Origin of the sequence: Streptomyces bauhiniae (genome assembly GCF_004784475.1) — a bacterium.
Classification (GTDB): domain Bacteria; phylum Actinomycetota; class Actinomycetes; order Streptomycetales; family Streptomycetaceae; genus Streptomyces; species Streptomyces seoulensis.
Window position 1 is genome coordinate 403,918 of sequence record NZ_SRRT01000004.1, and the last position, 23,302, is coordinate 427,219.

The 23,302-nt window shown below is 69.5% G+C and carries 16 protein-coding genes; 3 read left to right on the forward strand and 13 right to left on the reverse strand.

Annotated features, from left to right (window positions below; translation table 11 throughout):
• Positions 1-64: 64 nt before the first annotated feature.
• Positions 65-1,573 carry a hypothetical protein gene (locus E5083_RS15765; protein ID WP_135786321.1) on the reverse strand — a complete coding sequence of 503 codons (1,509 nt, stop codon included), beginning with the start codon at positions 1,571-1,573 and terminating at the stop codon, positions 65-67.
• Positions 1,574-1,611: 38 nt separating this feature from the next.
• A complete protein-coding gene (locus E5083_RS15770; protein WP_135786322.1) occupies positions 1,612-2,997 on the reverse strand; it encodes an Ig-like domain-containing protein in 1,386 nt (461 codons plus the stop codon).
• A 164-nt stretch (positions 2,998-3,161) separates the two neighbouring features.
• Between E5083_RS15770 and E5083_RS15775 the strand changes: the two genes are divergently transcribed.
• A complete protein-coding gene (locus tag E5083_RS15775; RefSeq protein ID WP_244317513.1) occupies positions 3,162-3,992 on the forward strand; it encodes an endonuclease/exonuclease/phosphatase family protein in 831 nt (276 codons plus the stop codon).
• 64 nt (positions 3,993-4,056) lie between these two features.
• Here the strand turns inward: E5083_RS15775 and E5083_RS15780 are convergent, their stop codons facing one another.
• The gene (locus E5083_RS15780; RefSeq protein ID WP_135786323.1) at positions 4,057-7,893 is read right to left on the reverse strand and encodes a bifunctional glycosyltransferase/CDP-glycerol:glycerophosphate glycerophosphotransferase; all 3,837 of its coding nucleotides are present in this window, start codon (positions 7,891-7,893) and stop codon (positions 4,057-4,059) included.
• A gap of 277 nt (positions 7,894-8,170) precedes the next feature.
• Between E5083_RS15780 and E5083_RS15785 the strand changes: the two genes are divergently transcribed.
• Positions 8,171-9,247, forward strand: coding sequence for an LCP family protein (locus E5083_RS15785; RefSeq protein ID WP_135786324.1), 1,077 nt, complete (start codon positions 8,171-8,173; stop codon positions 9,245-9,247).
• 16 nt (positions 9,248-9,263) lie between these two features.
• Here the strand turns inward: E5083_RS15785 and E5083_RS15790 are convergent, their stop codons facing one another.
• Entirely contained in the window at positions 9,264-10,367 is a 1,104-nt protein-coding gene (locus E5083_RS15790; RefSeq protein WP_135786325.1) for a PLL family lectin, read from the reverse strand.
• Positions 10,368-10,541: 174 nt separating this feature from the next.
• Between E5083_RS15790 and E5083_RS15795 the strand changes: the two genes are divergently transcribed.
• Positions 10,542-10,934, forward strand: a complete 393-nt coding sequence (locus E5083_RS15795; RefSeq protein WP_135786326.1) for a PIN domain-containing protein — start codon at positions 10,542-10,544, stop codon at positions 10,932-10,934.
• A 31-nt stretch (positions 10,935-10,965) separates the two neighbouring features.
• Here E5083_RS15795 and E5083_RS15800 read toward each other — a convergent pair whose 3' ends face one another.
• The 9 genes from E5083_RS15800 to ngcE all read right to left on the reverse strand — a co-directional run bounded on the left by E5083_RS15800 (position 10,966) and on the right by ngcE (position 23,122).
• Positions 10,966-12,486, reverse strand: a complete 1,521-nt coding sequence (locus tag E5083_RS15800; protein ID WP_135786327.1) for an amino acid permease — start codon at positions 12,484-12,486, stop codon at positions 10,966-10,968.
• Between the two features lie 113 nt (positions 12,487-12,599).
• Positions 12,600-14,528 carry a 1-deoxy-D-xylulose-5-phosphate synthase gene (dxs, locus tag E5083_RS15805; protein ID WP_135786328.1) on the reverse strand — a complete coding sequence of 643 codons (1,929 nt, stop codon included), beginning with the start codon at positions 14,526-14,528 and terminating at the stop codon, positions 12,600-12,602.
• 198 nt (positions 14,529-14,726) lie between these two features.
• Positions 14,727-16,019: a sugar ABC transporter permease gene (locus E5083_RS15810; protein WP_086693256.1), complete on the reverse strand. Its 1,293-nt coding sequence runs from the start codon at positions 16,017-16,019 to the stop codon at positions 14,727-14,729.
• The gene (locus E5083_RS15815) at positions 16,016-16,807 is read right to left on the reverse strand and encodes an ATP-binding cassette domain-containing protein (RefSeq protein WP_031181620.1); all 792 of its coding nucleotides are present in this window, start codon (positions 16,805-16,807) and stop codon (positions 16,016-16,018) included. Before E5083_RS15815 ends, E5083_RS15810 begins: the two co-directional genes overlap by 4 nt.
• 173 nt (positions 16,808-16,980) lie before the next feature.
• Positions 16,981-18,084, reverse strand: a complete 1,104-nt coding sequence (locus E5083_RS15820) for a sugar ABC transporter substrate-binding protein (protein WP_167513560.1) — start codon at positions 18,082-18,084, stop codon at positions 16,981-16,983.
• A 133-nt stretch (positions 18,085-18,217) separates the two neighbouring features.
• On the reverse strand, positions 18,218-19,429 hold the full coding sequence (locus E5083_RS15825) for an ROK family transcriptional regulator (protein ID WP_135786330.1): 1,212 nt from the start codon (positions 19,427-19,429) through the stop codon (positions 18,218-18,220).
• 339 nt (positions 19,430-19,768) lie between these two features.
• Positions 19,769-20,683 (reverse strand): carbohydrate ABC transporter permease, encoded by a 915-nt coding sequence (locus E5083_RS15830; RefSeq protein WP_135786331.1) that lies wholly within the window; start codon positions 20,681-20,683, stop codon positions 19,769-19,771.
• Between the two features lie 5 nt (positions 20,684-20,688).
• Complete coding sequence (locus tag E5083_RS15835) at positions 20,689-21,615, reverse strand: carbohydrate ABC transporter permease (RefSeq protein WP_135786332.1); 927 nt, start codon at positions 21,613-21,615, stop codon at positions 20,689-20,691.
• Positions 21,616-21,676: 61 nt separating this feature from the next.
• Entirely contained in the window at positions 21,677-23,122 is a 1,446-nt protein-coding gene (gene ngcE, locus E5083_RS15840) for an N-acetylglucosamine/diacetylchitobiose ABC transporter substrate-binding protein (RefSeq protein WP_135786333.1), read from the reverse strand.
• Positions 23,123-23,302 lie beyond the last annotated feature (180 nt).

Here is a 23,302-nt window from a genome sequence, read left to right on the forward strand (position 1 = left end):
GAAGGAGGGCTCCGGCGCCGCGGCGCGGGGGCCCTCCTTCCTTTGTGCCTCTCTGCGCGGGCGGTCAGTAGGTTCCGCCGTAGTAGGCGGCGGGTGCCGCGGTGGGCATGACGGTGAAGGGGACCGTGGTCGCCGGGGACTCGACTCCGGCCGGGTTCATGGCGACGACATCGACGACATGGGTGCCCGCGTCCCACGCCCAGCCCGCGTCCCAGGTCCAGCCACCGTCCTGGGCGACCTCCGTGACGCCCAGCGGCATGCCGTTCAACCGGAACCCGACGCGCGCCGCGCCCGTCGCCAGGCCGGTGAAGATCACGTGCGCGTCCATGACCTGCTCATGGGCGATGGGCTCCAGCACCATCGGCGCGGCCGCTCCCGGTCCCGTCGTCGCCAGCGGGGGCCCGCTGTCCACCACCGGCTTGGGGGCGCGCGCCGGGGCAGCGCCGCCGACGGCGGTGAACGTCAGCTCGATCCGCTTCGACTGGTAGCCGTAGGAATCGACCGCGTAGAGCTTCACCGGGTGCTTGCCCAGGCTCCAGGCCCGTCCCAGTTCCCAGGACCAGCTTCCGTCGGGCGCCACGTCGCACTGGCCGATGTACTTGCCGTGCTCCCAGACACTCACCCGCGTCGCACCGGGGGCGTGGCCGCTGAAGCGGACGGTGTCCTGGTGCAGTTGCTCGTCCGGGGAGGGGGCCAGCACCACGGGCGGCGGAAACTCAGCGCCGCGCACCATCGCGGTCGCGGAGAGGTAGGAGGTGAGCACCGAGGTGTCGCGGTCGGGTTCCTCGAACCCGTTGCGCACCAGGCCCAGGCGCGGGGCGATGCCGTCGATGAGGAAGTTGGCGAGGCCCATCAGGAGCGGGACGTTGCGCCCCGCGACCTGGGTGTGGTCGGCGATGTGGGGGGAGTCGCTGAAGACCAGGTTGAAATTGGGGTAGTTCCGGAGCAGGCCCAGGTAGGGCTCGATCTGGGTGGGGTACTGGTCGTCCTGGGCGGCGGACACGACGTAGATGTTGGCCGTGTGGTTCGCGCCGGCGCGCAGCAGGTCGGGGATCACGGCGTCCAGGGCCCGCACGTTCTCCTCCGGCACGTCCTCACCGAGCATGAACCGGGCGACGCCGGGGTGGACGTCCCGGACGTAGGTGCCGATGGCGAACTGGGGGGCGATGGCGACGATGTTGCGGAAGCCGTACTTCAGACCGAAGTGCAGGGCCGCGCTGCCGCCCTTGGAACTCCCCCACAGCGTCACGGAGTCGGGGGTGAGGTCGAGGGCACGCATGACGTTGGAGATCAGCCCGAGGACGGACCGCTCCAGCGAGAAGTCCATGCCCCTGCACAGGTAGTAGCTGCGGTTGTCGTCGAACTTGTCGCGTATCCAGAGGATGTTGGCGCGCAGCTTGTCGAAGACCCCGTTGGACCAGCCGTAGTCCTGGGGCGCGGCGAAGTTGGCGAAGACGACGACGAGGTGCCGGTTGCCCTTGGTGGCGGGCGTGAACCGGTACTCGACCGGGAAGGTCCCGGAGGACTCGATGCCGGTGTGCTGCTTGCGCCCGGCGGGTGCTGCTGGGGACATGTGAGGGGTTCCGCTCTGTGGTGTGCTGCGGTCGGGGCTCAGGATGCGGTGGCGGCGAAGGTGACGGCGACGGGCCGGGACTCGGTGTCGGCGGCGCCGATGGAGAAGACTTCGACGGTGTGCGGTCCTCCGGTCCACGGGCCTTCCGGTGCCCAGGACCAGGCTCCGTCGGGAGCGACCGCGCACTCCCCGAGGACGGCCCCGTTCTCCCGGAAGCCGATCCGGGCCGCGCCGGTGGCGAAACCGGTGAACCCGACCCCCGCTCCGGGCACTTGGAGGTAGGGCTCCGGCCGCTGCACGACCGGCGTGGCCGCGCCGGGCCCCGCGGGAACGGCTCCCGGCGTGAGGTGGTCGGACACGGTGAACTGAGCTTCGGTGCGCTGGGACTGATAGCCGTACGCGTCGACGGCGAAGAGGCGTACGTTGTGCTCGCCCGGCGTCCACGTCGGACGCGTCCAGCTCCAGTCGCCGTCCTCCGTCACGGGCGCCGACGCCAGGTACACGCCGTTCTCCCACAGGCTGACCCGGACCGCTCCGGGCGCCCGGCCGACGAGGCGCACACCGGTGGCCGCCAGCAGGTCGTCAGGGCCGGGTGAGAGCACGACCGGCGCGGCGAACGAACCCTGCACCACGGACGTGGACTTGAGGTAGCTGCCGATGCCGGGCAGGCCGGAGGGCGGCGGTCCCTCGGGCCGGGGAGCGGCGGTCAGGCGGGGGACGAGGCCCGCGACGAGCATATGGGCGAGGTTCAGCAGGGGGAATGTCTCGGGGACGAGGTCGGCGTTCCGGTACCGGCGCAGCAGTCCGAGGCACCGCTCGCGGTCGGCTTCCGGCTCGTCGTCCGGCGGGAGGACGACGTAGAGGTGCGCCTGTGGATTCACTCCGGAGGCCAGCAGGTCGGGCAGGAGGGCATCGAGGGCGCGGACGTCGTCGTCGGCCGGCGGCTCACCCAGCACGTGCCGGGCCACGGCCGGGCGCCGCTCCCGCGCGGTCGAACCGAGCGCGAATTCCGGGTCGACGGCGACGATGTTGCCGTAACCGTGTTTCAGCCCGAGGTGGAGGGCCGCGCTGCCGCCACGGCCGTTGCCCCACAGCGTGACCTCGGCCCGGTGCAGCCCGAGCGATTCCGTCACCCGCGCGACGACCTCGGCCACGGACTTCTCGACCCCGAAGTCCATACCCCGGCACAGGTAGGAGGCGCTGCCGCCGCCGAACCGATCCCGCACCCAAAGGATGTTCGCCGGGAGGTCGTCCATCCCGCCGGCCGCCCAGCCGTAGCCGTCCGGGTCGTCCAGACCGGCGAGGACGATCACGAGATGCCGCTCGGCGTTCGGGGCGTGCGCGAACCGGTACTCGACCGGGTACGGGCCCGACGCGTCGATCCCCTTGATCACCTGACGGCGCTTGGCCGGGGCTTCAGACATGATGCGGTTCCACTTCGATCGGATGGCTGGCTGTGCGCGGGGCACGGTTTTTGGTGTCCGGCGGGTCGGCCGGTGATGATGCCGGGGTGTTCTCGCTCGCGGCCCGACGACGGCCCCCTCGGCAACGGCACGGCAGACGGCGTCGCGTGGCCGTGACGGCAGCCGTGGCCGCTGTCGCTGCCGGGGTGACGGCGGCACTGACGCTGCACCCGCTGCGCTCCCCCGCTCCCCGGACGCTCACCGTGGCGACCTGGAACATGTGCGGTGTCCGGCAGTGGCACTGTGCCGGGACCGGAAGCCCGGAACGGAAACAGCGAGCGCTCACCGGACTCGTCACGGACTCCGGGGCCCGTGTGGTCCTGCTCCAGGAGGCGTGCGCGGGTGATGTGGCCGCGGTCCGCCGGTCCCTGGGCACTTCCTGGCACACGGCGTTCCGGCCGTACCTCGCGCGCGACGCCGCCGGCCGCACCACGCCCGTGCGCTGCGCCGAGGCGGCCGGGGGCGAGGCCGGTTACGCGATCCTCGCCGGGTATCCGCTGGCCTCCGTCACCTCGGTGCCCGCGCAGCAGCCCGCGGTGGGCGTGGCCCGTGGCATCCTCTGCGCCACCGTGGAGGCGCCCGGCATACGGGTGTGCGACGCCCATCTGAGCCCGGCGCACAGTGATACGGCGCACCCCGGCTGGGATTTCCGGGACGACCAGTTGAAGGCGCTGGCCGCGGCGGTGCCCTCGCGGCGCACGGTGTACGGCGGCGATCTGAACGTGTCTCCGCCGGGCCCCCGCAACCCCGCTTCCTGGGTCTGGCCGGCCGGGCCGTACACCGTCCAGCGGGAGTGCGCCCAGACGTCGGCCGCCTCGCGGGCGGGCCGGCCCACCCATGCCTCGGGGCACAAGCTGGACTACCTGTTCACCGGGCTGGAGCGGACGCGGTGCACGGTCCGGGACCTGACCGCCTCGGACCATTCCGCGCTGCTGATGCGCGTACGCACCGGCTGAGAAATCCGCACCGGAGGGATTCGGCGAGGGCGCGCTCATGCGGCCGTGGGCGGTGACGACGTGCTCACACACCCACGTCCTCGGTCACCCGGCTCTGCCCCGGAAGCACCGTCGACGCGTCGGCACGGCCGACGAACGCGGCGGGGACGGGGGCCGGGATCGCGTTCATCAGGTTCTCGGTCGCCTGACCGGTCCCGAAGGACGCGACGGGGCGTCCGGTGGGGCGTGCGGCCACCGTGCCCACCGCCGGGGCCCATGCCTGCGCGGGTGCCAGGTCGCCGCCCGCGATCAGCATGCGGTCGGCGAGGCGGGCCGCCGCGTAGCCGTCGTCCAGATCGCAGAAGTCGCGCTGGAAGCGGCGGTACCGGTCGGCGTAGCTCTCCTGGATGCGGTCGATGTCCCGGATGGCGCCGACCAGTTCCTCCGAGGTGCGCAGCAGGGGGCCGGGGGCGCTCTGCTCGAAGTCGAAGTAGAAGCCGCGCAGGGTGTCCCGGTAGTGGTCCAGGTCGTAGGTGAAGAACAGGATGGGGCGCCCCGTGTTGACGTAGTCGAACATCAGGGACGAATAGTCGGTGATCATCACGTCGGTGATCAGCGACAGGTCGGCCATGTCGGGGTAGTCGGAGACGTCGAAGACGAAGCCGTCCCCGGCGCCCGGTACCGGGTCCACCACGTTGGGGTGGCGGCGGACGAGGAGTACGTGGTCGTCGCCGAGCCGCGCGCGGGCGTCCGCGAGATCGACCCGGAAGTCGAGCTTGTACTTGCCGGGCGCGTAGAACTGGTCGTCGCGCCAGGTCGGGGCGTACATGACGACCCGCTTGCCCTCGGGCAGGCCGATCCTGCGGCGGATCTCCTCCTGCCGGCCCTCGGTGCCGGACCTGCGCAGCACGTCGTTGCGCGGGTAGCCGCACTCCACCATCTCGCCCTCGAAGCCGAAGGCGCGCTGGAGGATCGGGGTGGAGAAGCTGTTGGGCGAGACCAGCATGTCCCAGTGCAGCACCTCCTTCGCCACGCGCTCCAGGTAGCTCTGGTCGGCGAAGTGGATGGCCTCGATGTCGTGGCCGATCTTCTTCAGCGGCGTGCCGTGCCAGGTCTGGACGACGACCTGGCCGTCCCGCTTCTGGAACCAGTCGGGCAGGTGGTTGTTGGCCACGACGTACCGGCTGGTGGCCAGGGCCTCGTACCACTCCGGCGACCACATGCGGACCGGTGTCGCCGTGGGCGGCACCTGGACCTGGTCGTCCCGGACGACGAAGAGATGCTCCAAGTCGGAGTGCCGGCGCACCAGTTCCTCGTGCAGGGCGCGCGGGCTGTCGGAGTACTGGGTGCCCTTGAACGCGTCGAAGAGGATCGCGGGGCGCACCGGCTTCCGGCGGGCCGCGGGGTACTCCTTGGTGCGCAGCAGCTTCTGCCGGTAGGGCCCGCGGGCGTGGTCGGGCATCGCGGAGTGCACCAGCAGGGAGAGACGGTCGTACGCCTCGGCCTGGAGCTCGTAGCGGCGCTCGTTCTCCTCGCGGTCCTGCGGGAAGTCGCCGATGAGGTCCTGCTCGATCTTGCACATCAGGTCTTCGAGCCGGTCCTCACGGGCCACCGTCGACGGGTCCTGACGGCGCAGGAAGAAGTCCCAGCGCCCGGCGGCGAGGGGGATGTCCCCGGCCAGGGTCCGCATCGCGGCGGGGGTGAGAACGGCGCTGAACCGCTTGCCGTCCCAGGTCAGCGGGACGGCGCGTTCGGCCCCGTGGGCGCGGGAGCGCACCACCAGGTGGGCGTCGCGGTACTCCTGGGCCGAGAGCCGGTCGGCGGCGCCGTACCGGCCGGCGATCTCCAGCGCGCCGTCGGGGCGCCAGGCGGCGTGGGTGACGGTGGGCAGCGTGGCGCGCTCGAAGAGGACGAGGTAGCCGGAGCCGTTGCGGTGGACGACGATCTCCCGGTCGCCCTCCGGAGTCTGGAGCGCGGCGGGCATGCGGTAGTGGCCGTCGGGGGTGTCCTCGGCCATCACCGGATAGATGGTCATCTTGCGGCCCTCGACGTGGAAGGTGGTCTTCCAGCCGTTGCTGCCCATGTTCCAGGACTGGGGCGCTTCCTGACCGGCGGCCACATCGGCGCGGGAGCCGGGTACCAGCACTCGCAGCGGCAGGCGGACGGTGAAGCTGCTCCAGCCCTCACCGCCGGGGGTGAAGTGGGCCCACGCGTCGTGACGTCCGGCGCCGTTCATGCTGGCGACCCGGAGCTTTCCCCACTCCGGCACCGTCGGGCCGAGATAGACGCCGCGCAGTTCGAGCTGGTCGCCCGCTATCCGGTGGTTGGTGATGCGGCAGCGCACGACCTCGACGCGCAGCTTGAGCTTGCCCTGGAGGAAGACGGGCAGCACCCGGGTGTTCTTGTCGACATACCGATAGGGCGGATTGGCGCCCGTTCCCACGCTTCCGCGGCTGATGCCCCGGTAGCGGAACAGACCCCGGCTGAGCACACCGGCGGCCACGTCCCAGGTGCCCTCCACCCACTCCCCCTTGCTCTTCAGCCGGGAGGTGTCGATACGGGTCTCGAAACCCGCCCAGTCGTAGCAGTAACGATTCTGCTTGGAGTGTTCGGTGGCCTGCGGTGCGTACGTCGTGCGGGCCGGGGTGACGACCATGCGGCCCTGCTTCTTGTTGCGCAGCGCGATGGCCTTGACCGACATGTGCTTCTTGTGGACGTTCAGGAAGCGGACGTAGGCGGTGCCGGTGAGGTTCAGCTCGTCGCCGTCGGGGTTCCACTGCGCCGCGCTCAGCGACCCGGCGAGGGAGAACTCCTGGTCCAGGCGGTACGCCTTCTTGTCGAGGCCGACCTCCCGGTCCCCGAGGAAGGGGTACTTCAGATAGCGGCGGAAGCGGCGCTGGACGGGGAGCGGGCCGCCCTTGCGCTCGAACTGGACCACCTCGAGCAGTTCGGGCAGCCGCCAGTCGCGCACCAGGAGCCACTTGATGCGTGCCTCGGCGGGCAGTTCGTCGATGATGGCCGGGTCGGCCTGGTCGAGGAACCAGTTGGCCCACGTCATGAACGCCTGCTGATACTCCTCGTCCGCGTCCGGGAGCATCTTCAGGTGCAGCATCAGGTCGGACTTGAGGCAGGCGGTGTCGTACTTGCGCTTGCTGTCCTTGCCGGCCATGGACCGCTCGTCGGTGAGGAAGCGGCTGACCGCCATCACGGCGGTCACGCGGTCGTGCAGGTTGGAGAGTTCGGTGTACCGCTGGGTGATGGACGGGGCCGCCCCGCCGTCGCGGCGGCGCCAGAAGTAGACGATGTCGTTGACGACGTCCACCTTGGCGGCACGGAAGTGCGCGTACATGTTGACCCAGGAGTCCTCGTACATGACGCCCTCGGGGAACGTGATGCGCTGGTCGTCCCAGAAGCCGCGGCGGAACACCTTGTTCCACACGGTGCGGTCGTAGATGAGCGCGTCGAACTTCGTGATGTGGGTGCCGCGTCGGGACTTCTGCATGGGGGAACGGTGCAGCGGGGACTGCCACTTCTTGGTGGAGTTCATCATCTGCACGTTGCCCGAGACGAAGTCCGAACCGGACTCCTCCAGGGTGCGCACCAGCAGTTCGTAGGCGTACTCGGGTATCACGTCGTCGCCGTCGACGAAGGCCAGGAACTCACCGCGCGGATGCATGGAGCGCAGACCGGTGTTGCGAGCGTGACCCGGCCCGTGCGAGTGCTGGCGGACCAGCCGGAAGCGGGGGTCGGCCGCACAGAAGCCGGCGGCGATCCACGCCGAACGGTCGGTGGAGCCGTCGTCGACGAGGATCACCTCGAAGTCACGGAAGGACTGGCGCGCGATCGACTCCAGGCATTCGGTGAGGTAGACCTCCACGTCCTGAAAGGGAACCACGATGCTCAGACGCGGACGATCCGCCAACTCATGCTCCTACCCCACGGATCTGCGAACATGAGGCGAACTCTCGACCATCACTGCTCACACTTTCAACACATCTTATGTGAATCTTAACCAAGGTCAAGACGAGGTTTGCCCCATCCGTGCCCGGTCGCGGACGCTCCTCTGCCCCCAAATGACCGACACGAGTTGCTTATAGTTCTCCCCTACCGCTTCACAAAAGATCACTGGGCCGGCCTCCCCCCACCGGGCCCTGCGACTCCGCCTTCGCGGAGCCTGTCCGGAGAGGAACCGCCCCACCATGACGTATGCCACCGAGCCCCGCCCTGCCCAGGCGCCGCCGGGTGACCGGAAGTCACCTCGCCCCAAGAAGCGCCGCGGACGCATCCTGCTGCTGACGCTGCTGGTCCTGCTGATCGCCGCGGGCGGCACCGGCTACTGGCTCTACAGCGGTCTGGACGGCAACATCAAGGGCGTCGATCTCGACAAGGCCATCGGTGACGACCGGCCGCCGAAGCTGCCCACCTCGGGGCAGAACCTCCTGATCCTGGGCTCCGATTCGCGGGACGGCGCCAACGCCGCGCTCCACACCGGCCACGTCTCCGGCGCCCGCTCCGACACCGCGCTGGTGATGCACATACCGGAGGGCCGCACCAGGGCCGTCGCGGTGAGCATCCCCCGCGACACCCTGGTGACCCGGCCCGAGTGCACGAAGGCCGACGGCACCAAGGTGCCCGGAGCGAACCGCGTGATGTTCAACTCCATCTACTCCCAGGTCGGTCCGGCCTGTGTGGTGAAGACCGTCGAGCAGATGTCCGGCGTCCGCATGGACCACTACATGGAGATCGACTTCGCCGGCTTCAAGGGCCTGGTCGACGCGATCGGCGGGGTCACGGTGAACGTCCCGCAGGACATCCACGACTCCTCCAGCGGCCTGAACCTGACGGCGGGCACCCACCGCCTCGACGGCACCCAGTCCCTCCAGTTCGTCCGCACCCGGCACGGCATAGGCGACGGCAGCGACCTCGGACGCATCGGCCTCCAGCAGCAGTTCATGCTCGCCCTGCTCAGCGAGGTGAAGAAGCAGGACCTGATGGGCAGCCCCACGAAGGCGTACACGATCGCCGACAAGCTGACCGCCGCGCTCACCACCGACTCCCAGCTCGCCTCGCTGACCAAGCTGGCGGAGTTCGGCCGCAGCCTCAACGGGGTCGACCCGGCCAACATGGAGACCATCATGCTGCCGGTCGCCTACGACCGGACCGACCCCAACCGAGTGGTGGCCGCGATGCCGCAGGCGGGCGAGCTGTGGAAGGCGATCCGGAGCGACGCCGAGATCCCCGAGTCCGCCAAGAAGTCCCCCGCCACCGGCGGCTGAGCCGGAGCGCGGGTACTCACAACCGTTGCCAGTCGGTGAGGACGAGCCCGGCCGCGCCGTCCTCCTGACGGGCCACCATCGGCACCCCGTCGGTGCCGATCAGCGCCACGGTCACCCGGCCCCGGCCGTCCAGCGCCAACGCGGGCGCTCCCTGACAGGAGGCGGCCAGACCGTGCCACCAGAAACCGTCCGCCTCCTGCTCGGTCACCCCCATGCCGAGCACCGCCGATCCCGTCGCATCGCGGGTGGCCAGCACCGTCCAGTCACACCCGTCCAGCGAGGTGCGGACCGCCGCGTACGGCTGGTCCGCCCCCGCGCCGCCGAGTCCCACGGGCGAGCCGCCGGGGCGCCAGGCGTGCGCCTCCTTGCTCTCCGCGTCCGTCCAGAGGAACACGGCGCGGTCCGGCGACGTCTCCAGCGCCGACACGGTGCCCCGCAGCGGGCGGAGCGAGAAGCCGCGCGGCCCGGAGAAGTCACCGCCGGGGCGCGACTGGAGCCAGACGAGCGTCCCCGTCTCCGCCGCGGCGCACACCTCGATCCGGCCCCCGCTCAGGGCCACGGCGGCGGGCAGCGCGTCGACGCCCGCGCCGCCGAGGTCCTCCCAGGCGCGCCACTTGCCCTTCGCGTCCTCGCGTCGCAGCAGCAGCCCGCCTCGCGCCCCGCGTACGAAGGCGTGGACGATGCCGTCGGAGGCGACCGCGCCGCAGGGCGGCCCGATCCGTGCGCCCTCCGTCCGGTCCGGGTGCGGGTTGCCCAGCGAGCGCCAGTCGGTGACGGCGAGGCCCGTCTGGTACTGGATGGCGTGGACGATGTCGACGTTCGGCGAGCCGTCGGCGGCGGGCCGCTCCCGGCGGCCGAGGAAGTGCACATAGCCGTTGGCGCCCTGCGTGACCGACAGGTGGGTCAGCCCGGCGACGGCCGCGTGGTGCGGCCCCGACCAGCCGGGGCCGCCGGGTGCCGTCTCCGTCCAGCGCAGGAGACCGTCGGGGGCGGGCGCGTAGAGGCTGAGCCGCCCGTCCCGGCCGAGGGTGAGCCAGCGCCCCCGGGCCGCACCGGTCGCGGTCCGTTCCGAGTCGCCCGTGGTGCCGCGAGCGGCGGTACCCGCCGGCCTTCTGCGCATGGCCTGTGCACCCTCCCGCAGCGTGCCGTATCGCCGATACGGACATCCCCATGAAAACCCGCAACATCATAGGCCGCTCGCTCACCAGTTCCCCATGGCCCCCTCACCTGGCCTTCCAAAGAGGCGGTCACCCGTCCGACGGCGCGTCCGGGGCCACCGTGGGACCCTGGCCCCATGGACGACATACACGGTGTTCCGGGTCAGGACGATCCCCTGCTGGCGATCGTGGACTGTGCGAATGTGATGGGCTCGCGGCCGGACGGCTGGTGGAAGGACCGCAAGGGGGCCGCCGAGCGGCTGCGGGACCGGCTGGCCAGTGACGGGCTGCCGGGGCGTACCGACCCGGCGGAGATCGTGCTGGTGGTGGAGGGCGCGGCGCGCGGCGTGGAGTCGGTGCCGGGGGTACGGGTGGAGTCCGCGCCGGGCAGCGGGGACGACTGGATCGTGGAGCTGGTCGCCGGGTCCGCCGACCGGGACCGCCTCGTGGTGACCGCCGACCGGGAGCTGCGCCGCCGGGTCGGCGCGCTGGGCGCCGACGTCGCCGGTCCGCGTACGGCCCTCGGCTGAGGGTCCCCCGTGGCGCGGACCGGCGTCCGGCTCAGCTCTTCTCGGGCTGCTTCTCCAGGGCCAGGCGGCTGTGCGTGCGGCCGTAGAGGAAGTAGACGACGAAGCCGATCGCCATCCAGATGGCGAACCGGAGCCAGGTCTCGGCGGGCAGGTTCAGCATCAGCCACAGCGAGGCGCACACCGAGACGATCGGCAGCACCGGGACCAGCGGGGTGCGGAAGGCGCGGGGCAGGTCGGGGCGGGTCCTGCGCAGGATGATCACGCTGATCGCCACCACGATGAACGCGAACAGGGTGCCGATGTTGACCAGTTCGGCCAGTTCGCTCAGGCTCGTGAAGCCCGCGATGATCGCGATGACCACGCCGAGCAGGATGGTCGGCCGGTGCGGGGTGCGGAAGCGCGGGTGGACGCGGGAGAAGAAGCGGGGCAGCAGTCCGTCGCGGCTCATGGCGAAGAACACCCGCGTCTGGCCGAGGAGCAGGATCATGCACACCGTCGTCAGGCCGACGGCGGCGCCGAAGCTGATGATGCCCGCGTACCAGGGATGCCCGAGCGACTTGAAGGCGTCCGCGAGCGGCGCCTCCACCGACAGCTCGGTGTACTTCTGCATGCCGGTGACGACCAGGGACACCGCCACGTACAGCACCGTGCAGATGAACAGCGAGCCCAGGATGCCGCGCGGCATGTCCCGCTGGGGGTTGCGGGTCTCCTCGGCGGCGGTGGCGACGATGTCGAAGCCGATGAACGCGAAGAACACCACCGAGGCGGCGGTGAAGATGCCCATGACGCCGAAGTTGGCCGGGGCCCAGCCGAACATGAGCTGGATCAGCGGTGCCTTCAGGTCGCCGCCCGCCTCCTGCGGCTGGGCCGGCGGGATGAACGGCTTGTAGTTGTCGCCGCTCACGAAGAACGCGCCCGCCACGATCACGATGAGGACGACGACCACCTTGATGGCGACGACGGCCGAGGTGATCCGCGCGGACAGCTTCATGCCGACCACCAGCACGCAGGTGAGCAGCAGCACCAGGGCCGCCGCCAGGATGTCGAAGCCGAACCCGCTCGCGCCGTCCCGCCCGGACAGATACGCCGGCAGGTGCCAGCCCCAACTGTCGAACAGCGAGCGGATGTACCCGGACCAGCCGACCGCCACCACCGCCGTGCCGAGCGCGAACTCCAGCACCAGGTCCCACCCGATGGTCCAGGCGGGCAGTTCACCGAGCGAGGCGTACGAGAAGGTGTACGCCGACCCCGCCACCGGGACCGTCGAGGCGAACTCGGCGTAGCAGAGCGCGGCCAGGCCGCAGACCACACCGGCGACGACGAAGGCGATGGCCACCGCCGGACCCGCGCTGTTCTTCGCCACCTGGCCGGTCAGCACGAAGATGCCGGTGCCGATGATGACACCGACACCGAACACGGTCAGGTCGAGGGCGGAGAGGGACTTCTTGAGCGAGTGCTCCGGTTCCTCGGTGTCCCGGATGGACTGCTCGACGTTCTTCGTACGGAAGAGCGTACTCACGTACCTACCTCCCACGCTTGTCGTCCTCGACATGATCGAGAGGGGACGGGGTGCGGGTGCCCCGGCAATGGCAGGTTCACGCAACCGGGCCGGTTCCGCCACCTGAGGAGGCAGCAGAACCGGCCCGATGATGTGGCGTTCGGGTACTAGTCGCGCGCGGACTCCACCGAGTCCATGGCGTCCGTGTCCTGGCCGAAGCGGCCGTCGATCCTGGCGACCAGACCGGTGACCTGGCGGGCGATGTCGGGGGCGGTCAGCCCGATCTCGGCCATGACCTCGGCGCGCGAGGCGTGGTCGAGGAAGCGGGGCGGGATGCCGAAGTCGCGCAGCGGCACGTCCACGCCCGCGTCGCGCAGCGCCTGGGCGATCGTGGAGCCGACACCGCCGACACGGCTGTTGTCCTCGACGGTGACGACCACCCGGTGCCGCTCGGCCAGCGGGGCCATCGCCTCGTCCACCGGCTTGACCCAGCGGGGGTCGACCACGGTGGTGGAGATGCCCTGCTTGTCGAGCAGCGTGGCGATCTCCAGGCACATCGGGGCGAGCGCGCCGACCGACACCAGCAGCACGTCCGGGCGCTCGGTGCCCGGCTCGCGCAGCACGTCCATGCCGCCCACCCGGCGCACGGCCGGTACGGCGGGGCCGACGGCGCCCTTGGAGAAGCGGACCACGGTCGGCGCGTCCTCGACGGCGACGGCCTCGCGGAGCTGGGCGCGTACCTGGTCGGCGTCGCGCGGGGCGGCGAGCCGGAGGCCGGGGACGACCTGGAGGATCGACATGTCCCACATGCCGTTGTGGGAGGCGCCGTCGGTGCCGGTGACACCGGCGCGGTCCAGGACGAAGGTCACCCCGCACTTGTGCAGGGCGACGTCCATCAGGACCTGGTCGAAGGCGCGGTTGAGGAAGGTGGCGTACACCGCGAAGACCGGGTGCACCCCGCCGTGCGCGAGGCCGGCCGCGGAGACGGCGCCGTGCTGCTCGGCGATGCCGACGTCGTAGACCCGCTCGGGGAAGCGCTTGGCGAACTTGTCCAGGCCGACCGGCTGGAGCATGGCCGCGGTGATCGCGACGATGTCCTCGCGCTCCTCGCCGAGCTTCACCATCTCCTCGCCGAAGACGGAGGTCCAGTCGGCGCCGGAGGAGGCGATGGGCAGGCCGGTGTCGGGGTGGATCTTGCCCACCGCGTGGAACCGGTCGGCCTCGTCCTGGAGGGCGGGCTGATAGCCGCGGCCCTTCTCGGTGAGGCAGTGCACGATGACCGGGCCGCCGAACCGCTTGGCGCGCACCAGCGCGGACTCCAGCGCCTCGATGTCGTGGCCGTCGATCGGGCCGACGTACTTCAGGCCGAGGTCCTCGAACATGCCCTGCGGGGCGATGAAGTCCTTCAGGCCCTTCTTGGCGCCGTGCAGGGTGTCGTAGAGCGGGCGGCCGACGACCGGGGTGCGGTCCAGCAGGTCCTTGGTGCGGGCGAGGAAGCGCTCGTAGCCGTCGCTGGTGCGCAGGGTGGCCAGGTGGTTGGCCATGCCGCCGATGGTGGGCGCGTAGGAGCGCTCGTTGTCGTTGACGACGATGACGAGCGGGCGGTCCTTGGCCTCGGCGATGTTGTTCAGCGCCTCCCAGGCCATGCCGCCGGTCAGCGCGCCGTCGCCGATGACCGCGACCACGCGGTCGTCGGACTTCTTCAGCTCGTTGGCCTTGGCGATGCCGTCGGCCCAGCCGAGCACCGTGGAGGCGTGGCTGTTCTCGATGACGTCGTGCTCCGACTCGCTCTGCGCCGGGTAGCCGGAGAGGCCGCCCTTCATCTTCAGGCGGGAGAAGTCCTGGCGCCCGGTGAGGAGCTTGTGGACGTAGGACTGGTGGCCGGTGTCCCACAGCACCTTGTCGGCGGGCGAGTGGAAGACCCGGTGCAGGGCGATGGTCAGCTCCACCACACCGAGGTTGGGGCCGAGGTGACCGCCGGTCTTGGACACGGCCTCCACGAGGAAGGTCCGGATCTCCTCAGCAAGCTGGTTCAGCTCCTCCAGGCTGAGCCGGTCCAGATCGCGCGGTCCCGTGATGCGGGTCAGCAGCGGCACCCGTGCCTCCTTGCAGTATGAGCTGATCGAGCTGTTGCCGGGCTTGATGAGTCTAATGTTCCGCCCCGGCGGCCGATGGCCGGGCGGTGCCCCCGTAGTCATGCGAACGGCCCCACCCCCGGTGGACGGGGGCGTGGCCAGGGGAAACGCAGGAGGCCCGGCGCATCGTCGCGCCGGGCCTCCCAGTGCCTGCCGAGCTTACGCGCGGCCGGCCGACTTCTGGGTCTTGCGGGTCACCGCGTCGATGACGACGGTCGCCAGCAGGACGCCACCGGTGATCATGTACTGCACCGGGGAGGGGATGCCCTGGAGGGCCAGGCCGTACTGGATCGAGACGATGACCAGCACACCGAGGAGCGCGTTCCAGGTGCGGCCGCGGCCGCCGAAGAGGGAGGTGCCGCCGATGACGGCCGCCGCGATGGCGTTCATCAGGAGGTCACCGCCGCCCGCGCCCTGGTTGGCGGAGGCGATCTTGGAGGCGATGAACAGACCGCCCAGCGCCGCGAAGGTACCGGAGATGGCGAACACCGAGATGCGGACCAGGTCCACGTTGATACCGGCACGGCGGGACGCCTCGACGCTGCCGCCGAGCGCGAACACCTTGCGGCCGTAGGCCGTGCGGCGCAGCACGAAGTCGGTGACGAAGAGGACCGCGACGAAGATCACGACCGCCAGCGGCAGACCCTTGTACTGGTTGAAGACGATCGCCACGGCGAAGGAGACCAGGCCCAGCAGCACGGTGCGCAGGACGATCTCGCTCAGCGGCTTCGACGGCACCCCGGCCGCGTCACGGCGCTTGTTGCCGAGGAAGGAGCTGACGAAGAACAGCACCGTCACCACGGCGGCCAGGCCGTAGGCGGCGGCCACGTCGGAGAAGTAGTAGCTGGTCAGGTTGGCGACCAGGCCGTCACTGTTCAGGTTGATCGTGCCGTTGTCGCCCAGGATCTTGAGCATCAGGCCGTTCCAGAACAGCAGTCCCGCCAGGGTGACGGCGAAGGCCGGCACACCGATCTTGGCGAAGAAGAAGCCCTGGATGGCACCGGCGACGGTGCCCGTGAGGATCGCCAGCACGAAGGCCAGCACCTCGTTCATACCGTTGGTGATGTTCAGGACCGCGAAGGTCGCGCCCGCGACACCGGAGAGGGAGCCGACCGAGAGGTCGATCTCGCCGAGCAGCAGGACGAACACGATACCGACGGCGATCATGCCCGTGCCGACCATGGCGACGGAGATGTCGGAGAGGTTGCCCGCGGTGAGGAAGTTGGAGTTCAGGCTCTGGAAGATGATCCAGATGACGATGAGTCCGACCACGACGGGCATCGAGCCCAGGTCGCCGGCCTTCATCTTGCGCTTGAACTCGCCCACGTAGCCCGCGAGTCCCTGCTCGCGCACGAGCAGCCGGGGGTCGACGGCGACACCGGCGCCGGGGGCGGCCTCCGGGTTCACCGCGGCGGCGTCACCCGCGGGGGTGGAGGTCTTCTCGATGCTCACTTCTTGATCTCCCCATTGGTGCGCGCCGCACGACGGGTGACGGCATTGTCCGAGGCGCCGGTGATGGCGGAGATGATCTCTTCCTGCGAGGTCGACTTGACCTCGAAGACGCCGTTGTTGCGGCCCAGGCGCAGCACGGCCACCTTGTCGGCGACCGCCTTGACGTCGGCCATGTTGTGGCTGATCAGGATCACGGCGTGGCCGCGCTCCCGCAGCCGCTCGACCAGGTCGAGGACCTGGGCGGTCTGCTCGACACCGAGCGCGGCGGTCGGCTCGTCGAGGATCACCAGCTTGGGCTCGCCGAGCATGGAGCGGGCGATGGCCACGACCTGGCGCTGACCGCCGGAGAGCGAGGCGATCGGGATACGGACGCTGGGGATGCGGATCGAGAGCTGGTCCAGCAGCTCACGCGAGCGCCGCTCCATCTCGACCTCGTCCAGGACGCCCGCGCGGCGGATCTCCCGGCCCAGGTAGAGGTTGCCGACGACATCGATGTTGTCGCACAGCGCGAGGTCCTGGTACACCGTCGCGATGCCCAGGTTCTGGGCGTCGTGCGGCTTGTTGACCTGGACGGATTTGCCGTCCCATTCGATGACACCCTCATCGATGGGGTGCACGCCGGCGATCGTCTTGACCAGCGTGGACTTTCCGGCACCGTTGTCGCCCACCAGGGCGACCACCTCACCGGCGTGGACCTCCAGCGTGACATCGGTGAGCGCCTGGACGGCACCGAATCGCTTGGAGACTCCGCGCAACGCCAGCACGGGCGTAGCGGACACGTGAACCATCTCCTTCGCCGCCTGACCCGGCGGGAGGTTGTGCAGAAGTTTGGGGGAATTCCGTCCGGCGCCCCGCGCCGAGCTTGCGGGGCTGTGTGTAGGCGCGGGGCGCCGGAGGAGCCTGAGCGGCCCTTACCGCCCCGCCGGCGGGTATCCGGCCGGCGGGGGAAGGGGTCCGTCGGTTACTTCAGGCCGGCCTTGTCGCAGGCGGCCTTGTACTGGGCGGTGCAGATGTCCGACACCGTGTAGACGCCGTCCTTGATGACGGTGTCCTTGATGTTGTCCTTGGTCAGCGAGGTGACGGCGACCAGGATGGACGGAACACCCTTGGTGGTGGGGCTGTCGACCTTGTCCTTGGCGACGGAGTCCAGCGACTTGCCCTGCGCCAGGTTGACGGCCATCTCCGCGGCGGCGTCGGCCTCCGGGGCGTACGGCTTGTAGACGCTCATGTACTGGGCACCGGAGACGATGCGCTGCACACCGGCGAGCTCGGCGTCCTGGCCGGTGACCGGGATGTTGGCGATGCCCGCGGACTTGAGGGCGGTGATGATACCGCCGGCCATGCCGTCGTTGGCGGAGTAGACGCCGATGATGTTCTTCTTGCCCAGGGCCGAGATGGCGCCCTCCATGTTGGAGTTGGCGTTCTCCGGCTTCCACTCCTTGGTGTCGTACTCCTTGCCGACGTTCACCTTGCCGTCGAGGACGTCGTGCGCGCCCTTCTTGAACTGGGCGGCGTTCGGGTCCGTGGAGGAGCCGTTCATCATGACGATCTTGCCGGACTTGGCCTTGGAGCCCAGGGCCTTCAGGAGGGCCTCGCCCTGCGTCTTGCCGACGGTCTCGTTGTCGAACGAGGTGTAGGCGTCGATCGGGCCCTGCGCCAGGCGGTCGTAGGCGACGACGGGGATACCGGCGTCCTTGGCCTTCTGCACCGAGTTCTTGATCGCAGCGGCGTCCACCGCGTCGATGATCAGGACGTCCACCTTGTTGGTGATCATGGTGTCGACCTGCTGGTTCTGCTGGGTCGCGTCCTGCTTGGCGTTGGCGTAGACGACCTTGCCCTTGCCGTTCGTCAGCTCCGAGACCTTCTTCTCGATGAGCGGACGGTCGAACTTCTCGTAACGCGCGGTCTGGTTCTCCGGCAGCAGCAGGCCGACGGTGATCGCGTCGCCCTTCTTCTTGCTGTCGGCGGACTTGTCAGCACCGCCAGTGGACTCCTTGGCACTGCCGCAGGCGGCCAGCGAGACGGCCATGGCACCAGCAGCAACGGCGAAGGCCGCACGACGCATACGCGTGTTCACTTCAGAAACCTCCCTGACGAGGCCGCGTCGTTGCGGCCGAGGTGGCTGGAAGTCAACTCGGCCACGCGTTCGGCGTCAAGAAGTAAATCCTTAACGAGATGGCAACGGTGCCATCCGTTATCTAAGTGAAGGCAGGAGCGACCACGGGCAGCGAGGCCGTGGCGGAGCCGTCGAGCAGGGTCGAATCACCCATTTCGCTCAGCGCCAGGGCGAGCGCCCCGAGCACCTCGGCCCGTCCCCCAAGTGCCCCTGGGAGCACGGACAGTTGACGTCCCGCACTGGGGATCGCATAGCGTCCCACGGACTCCCGGATGGGGGCCAGCACCAGTTCCCCGGCCTCGGCCAGATCGCCGCCCAGGACGACCCGGCTGGGGTTCAGCAGGTTGCACAGGTTGGCCACGCCGCTGCCGATGTGCCGGCCCACGTCGGCGATGACACGACGGCAGCCGGGGTCCCCGTCCCGCGCCAGCCGGACCACGCCCTCCATGGTCAGGGCGCTGCCATGGCTCGGCTGGAGCAGCGGCAGGACGTACCGCGCGGCGGTGAAGGTCTCCAGGCAGCCGCGGTTGCCGCAGCGGCACACCGGGCCCCCCTCGTCGAGGGTGATGTGCCCGATCTCCCCGGCCGTCCCGCCGGGCCCCCGGTAGATCTGGCCGTTGATCACCAGACCGGCCCCGACCCCGCTGGCCACCTTGATGTAGGCGAGGTCGCGCACGCCCTTGCCGCTGCCCCAGACCAGCTCGCCGAGGGCGCCCAGGTTGGCGTCGTTGTCCACGTGCACGGGCACGCCGAGCCGTTCGCGCAGTTCCTCGGCGGGCCGGGTGCCGCTCCAGCCGGGCAGGATCGAGGTGGAGCCCAGGGTGCCCGACTCCACGTCGATGGGCCCCGGTACGCCGAGACCGACCCCGGCGACCTTGCCCCGGTCCACGCCGGTGGCGGCGATCAGCCGGTCGATCAGCTCCTCGGCGCGGTCGAACCCCTGCGTCGAGGAGGCGTCCACGTCCAGCGGCTCGGACTCCTCGGCGAGCACCTGGTGGGCCAGGTTGCCGATGGCCACGCGCAGGTGGGTGTGGCCGAAGTCGACCCCGACCACTATCCCGGCGTCCCCGCTGAGCGAGACGCTGCGGGCCCGGCGGCCGCCCGCCGAGGTGGGCGTGACCTCCACGGTCCCGCCGTCCTTCAGCTCGCGCACGATGTTGGAGACCGTCGCGGCGGACAGGCCGGTCGTACGGGCGATCTCCGCCTGCGTGAGCGACCCGGCCAGCCGCACCGCCCGTACGACTCGTTCCAGGTTGGCTCGGTGCAGCGACGACTGCGACCCCGGAGTCTCCATCGACCCATCCACTCCCGACATCGGCGGGCGGCCCCATCGCCACCCGTGGCCCAGGTCACATCTGCGGAACCGGGCCACTTACAAGTTATGAACTCCAAGCTCTGCTGAAGGGGTAACCGCAGTCAAGTCCTTGACGGAAATCGCTGACACTCGCCGTGATCCACCGTCCCTTCCACGAGTGGGTTTCAACGCGTGACGAGGCTGTGACCAGGCGTGGTTTCACGGGCTGACGTCGGGGTGCGCGCCGGGTGACCGGTAACTATCGCAAAGTGACCACCGATGTGCGGACGTGCGCCGGCCCCGGTGGGGCACACCGGGGCCGGTCCGAAGCGGTACGGGTTACTTCAGCGCGCCCGCCGTCAGTCCCGCGACCACCTGCCGCTGGAAGATGATGTACGCCGCAAGCACCGGCAGCATCGCCATCACCAGGCCCGCGAAGAGGCCGGACCAGTCGCCCTTGTAGCCCTGGCTGACGGCGAGTTGGACGAGTCCCTGGGTGAGCACCTTCTTGTCCGGGTCGGTGTTCAGCACCGTCGGCAGCATGTACTGGTTCCACTGGCCGAGGAAGTTGAAGATGCCCACGCTGATCAGGCCGGGCCTGGCCATCGGCAGCATGATCTGGAAGAAGGTCCGGGTGTGCGAGGCACCGTCCACGAAGGCCGCTTCCGCCACCGAAGTGGGCAGAGTACGGAAGAAAGCGGTCAGGAAGAAGACCGTGAACGGCAGTGAGTAGGCGATGTAGACCAGGATCAGTCCGTGGATCGTGTTCAGCATCCCCATGTTGTTCACGACGTAGAACAACGGGACCAGCGCGAGCATGATCGGGAAGCTCATGCCGCCGACGAACAGGTAGTAGATGAAGCGGTTGCCCGGGAAGTCGAAGCGGGCCAGCACATAGGCCGCCATCGAGCCGAGCACCAGGGTGCCGATCAGCGAACCCCCCACCACCAGCACGGTGTTGAGGAAGTAGTCGCTCATGTGGGCCTGGGACCAGGCGCGAGACCAGTTGTCGAAGTGCAGCTTGTCCGGCAGCGCCCAGGGCGAGCCGAAGATGGAGCTGTCGTCCTTGAACGAGGTCATCACCGCCCACACCAGCGGCAGGACGACCATGACCGCCCAGATGACCAGCACGCCGTGCGAGAAGACGTTCAGGACGGAGCCCTCGGAGCGGCGGCGGGCGCCGGGCCGGGGCGGGACCGCGTCGGTCTTCACGACGGGCGCGGGGGGCGGAACGGGAGCGTCGGTGGTTGTCATGGGGCTCAGTACTCCAGCCGCTCGCGGCGGCCCAGCCGCATCACGATCGCGGCGAACGCGAGCGTGACGACCAGCAGGGCGACGCCGATGGTGGTGGCGTAGGCGGCCTGACCGTCCCGGAACGCCTTCTGGTACACGTACAGGACCAGCACGGTGGTCGAGTAGTCGGGGCCGCCCGGACCGGTCGTCATGATCTGCACGACCGCGAACGACTCGGCGCCGAGCGCGAGGATGCCCATGTAGACCCAGCCGGACTGCACCGTGTCCCACAGCAGCGGCAGGGTGACCCGGAAGAAGGTGGTCGCCCGGCCGGCCCCGTCCAGCAGCGCCGCCTCGTACAGCTCGGCCGGGATCGAGGCCATGCCGGCGCTGAACAGCACCACGAAGAAGCCGGTGGTGGACCAGACCAGCACCGCCATCACGCACCACAGCGCGAGGTTCGGATCGCCGAGCCAGAGCGGCTGGAGGGAATCCAGCCCGATGCCGCGCAGGAACGAGTTGATCGCGCCGCTGTCCGGGTTGTAGGCGAAGGCGAACAGCAGGGCCACGATGGCGATCGAGAGCACCTGCGGAAAGAAATAGACGATCTTGTAGAAGCCGGAACCGCGCACCCCGGTGACCACCGGACCGCCCTTTCGGTGCCGGCCGCCCACATTGATCATGAAAGCGAAGAACAGGGCCATGCCGAGCGTCACCAGCGGCAGCAGCAGCGCGAAGAGCAGGCTGTGCGTCAACGACTTCCAGAAGATGTCGTCGTGCAGCATCCGGGTGTAGTTGTCGACACCGACCATGCTGAATTCGGGGCTCAGGCCGGTCCAGTCCGTGAACGAGTAGTAGATGGACTGGATGAACGGCCAGATCACAAAGAGTGCGTAGAGCCCGAGCGGGGCCGCGAGGAACCCCGTGATGAATCCGTACTTGCCGTGCTGCATTGCCGGACGACCCCGTTCCTGGGACACGTGCTGCCGCTGGTGACGAACCCGTGAGGGGGTGTTACCTGTGCTTGTAGTGCTTGATGGAGTCGTCCTTGGCGGCCTCGTCGGCGAAGCCCTGGATCTTCTTGACCGTCTCGGCCGGGGTGAGCCGGCCGGCCATCATCTCGCCGAGGCCGCCGACGCCGATCTTCTCCTTCTCCAACTGGACGTACCAGTCCGGGATGCGCGGGTTCACCACGTTGTCCCCGGCCTTGTCCAGCGCCGCGACGCCCGCCTTCAGACCGGGGGTCAGCTCGATGCCGTCGATGCCGCCGTTGAGCGCGGAGAGCGACTTCACCTTGGAGGTGAAGTTCCGCGAGGACGCCTCGGAGAGCATGATCCGCAACTGCTCCATGCCGCCCTCGGGGTTGGCCGCCTTGGCCGGGACGACGAAGGGCTCACCGCCGGAGGCCCAGATGGTGCCGAAGGGCAGCTTGTCGGAGCTGTCCAGCCCGGTCGGCGCGGAGACGGCCAGGTCGAAGTCGGCCGGAATGACGTTGGCCGACTCGTTCTCCACCCAGGAGCCGTTCGGGATGAACAGCGCCTTGCCCTTCGCCCAGGCGGTCTGCGACTGGATGTGGTCCAGGCCGGGCGTGCCGCGCAGGATGTAGCCCTTCTTGAACAGCTCGTAGTACGCCTCGAAACACGCCTTGACGGCCGGGTGCTTCCAGGCGTTGGGCTCCAGGTTGTCGATCGCGTCCAGCACGTCGCGGCCGCCGACCTTGGCGATCATCGGGTAGAGCGAGAAGGGCAGGTAGTACGGGTACTTGCCCGCGTAGGTCCAGCCCGCGATGCCCTTCTTCTTGGCCTTGGCGCAGACCTTGAGCATGTCGTCCCAGGTCTCGGGGTACTTCTCGTCCAGCCCGTCCAGGGCCTTCTGGGAGTACCAGACGCCGTACACGGTGTAGGCGTAGTTGAGAATCCACACCGGGTCGCCGTCGAACTGGCCCATCTCCACGATGCCCGGGCGCAGGGTGTCGCGGACCTTCTTGGACGGGTCGTCGTAGGACGGCGCGTCCAGCAGCGGGGTGAGGTCGGCGAGCTGCTTCTTGCCGACCAGGACGCCCATGTCCATCTGCTCGGCGCCGGAGTTGTCGATGAGGTCCGGCGGGTTGCCCTGGTTGAAGCGGGGCTGGAGGGTGGACTGGATCTTCTGGGTGGCGGAGAACTTCACCTGGGCCTTGGGGAAGTCCTTCTCGTACAGCTTCACCGCGTCCTCGGCGTACTCCTTGCCGAAGCCGCCGTCGAAGAGGACGAAGTCCAGCTTGGCGGTGTCGTTGACGGCCAGCGGGTTCTTCGCGGTCTTCTTGCCCGCCTTCGCCTTGTCCTGCCCGTCGCCGCCGCTGCTCGCGCAGGCCGACAGCAGCCCCATTCCGGGGGCGGCCACCAGGCCGAGTACCGCGGTGCGCTTGATCAGATCACGACGGCCGACGCCCTCGCTGCCATGCTGTCCGGTGGAACCCATGCTCAAGTCCTCGCCTTCTCCAGGACTCAGGCGGTGAACCGGATCTCCCCCCGGCACCGCGGTCGGGTTGTGCTGGCTCGTGCAGGAAACGCCGACAGGTATAGTCCACTTCCCGCCAAGGGGGCAAGATCGAATGCAAGGTCGGCCGCCGGTCTTTTCCGAGTTGAGACCTGGTGGAAA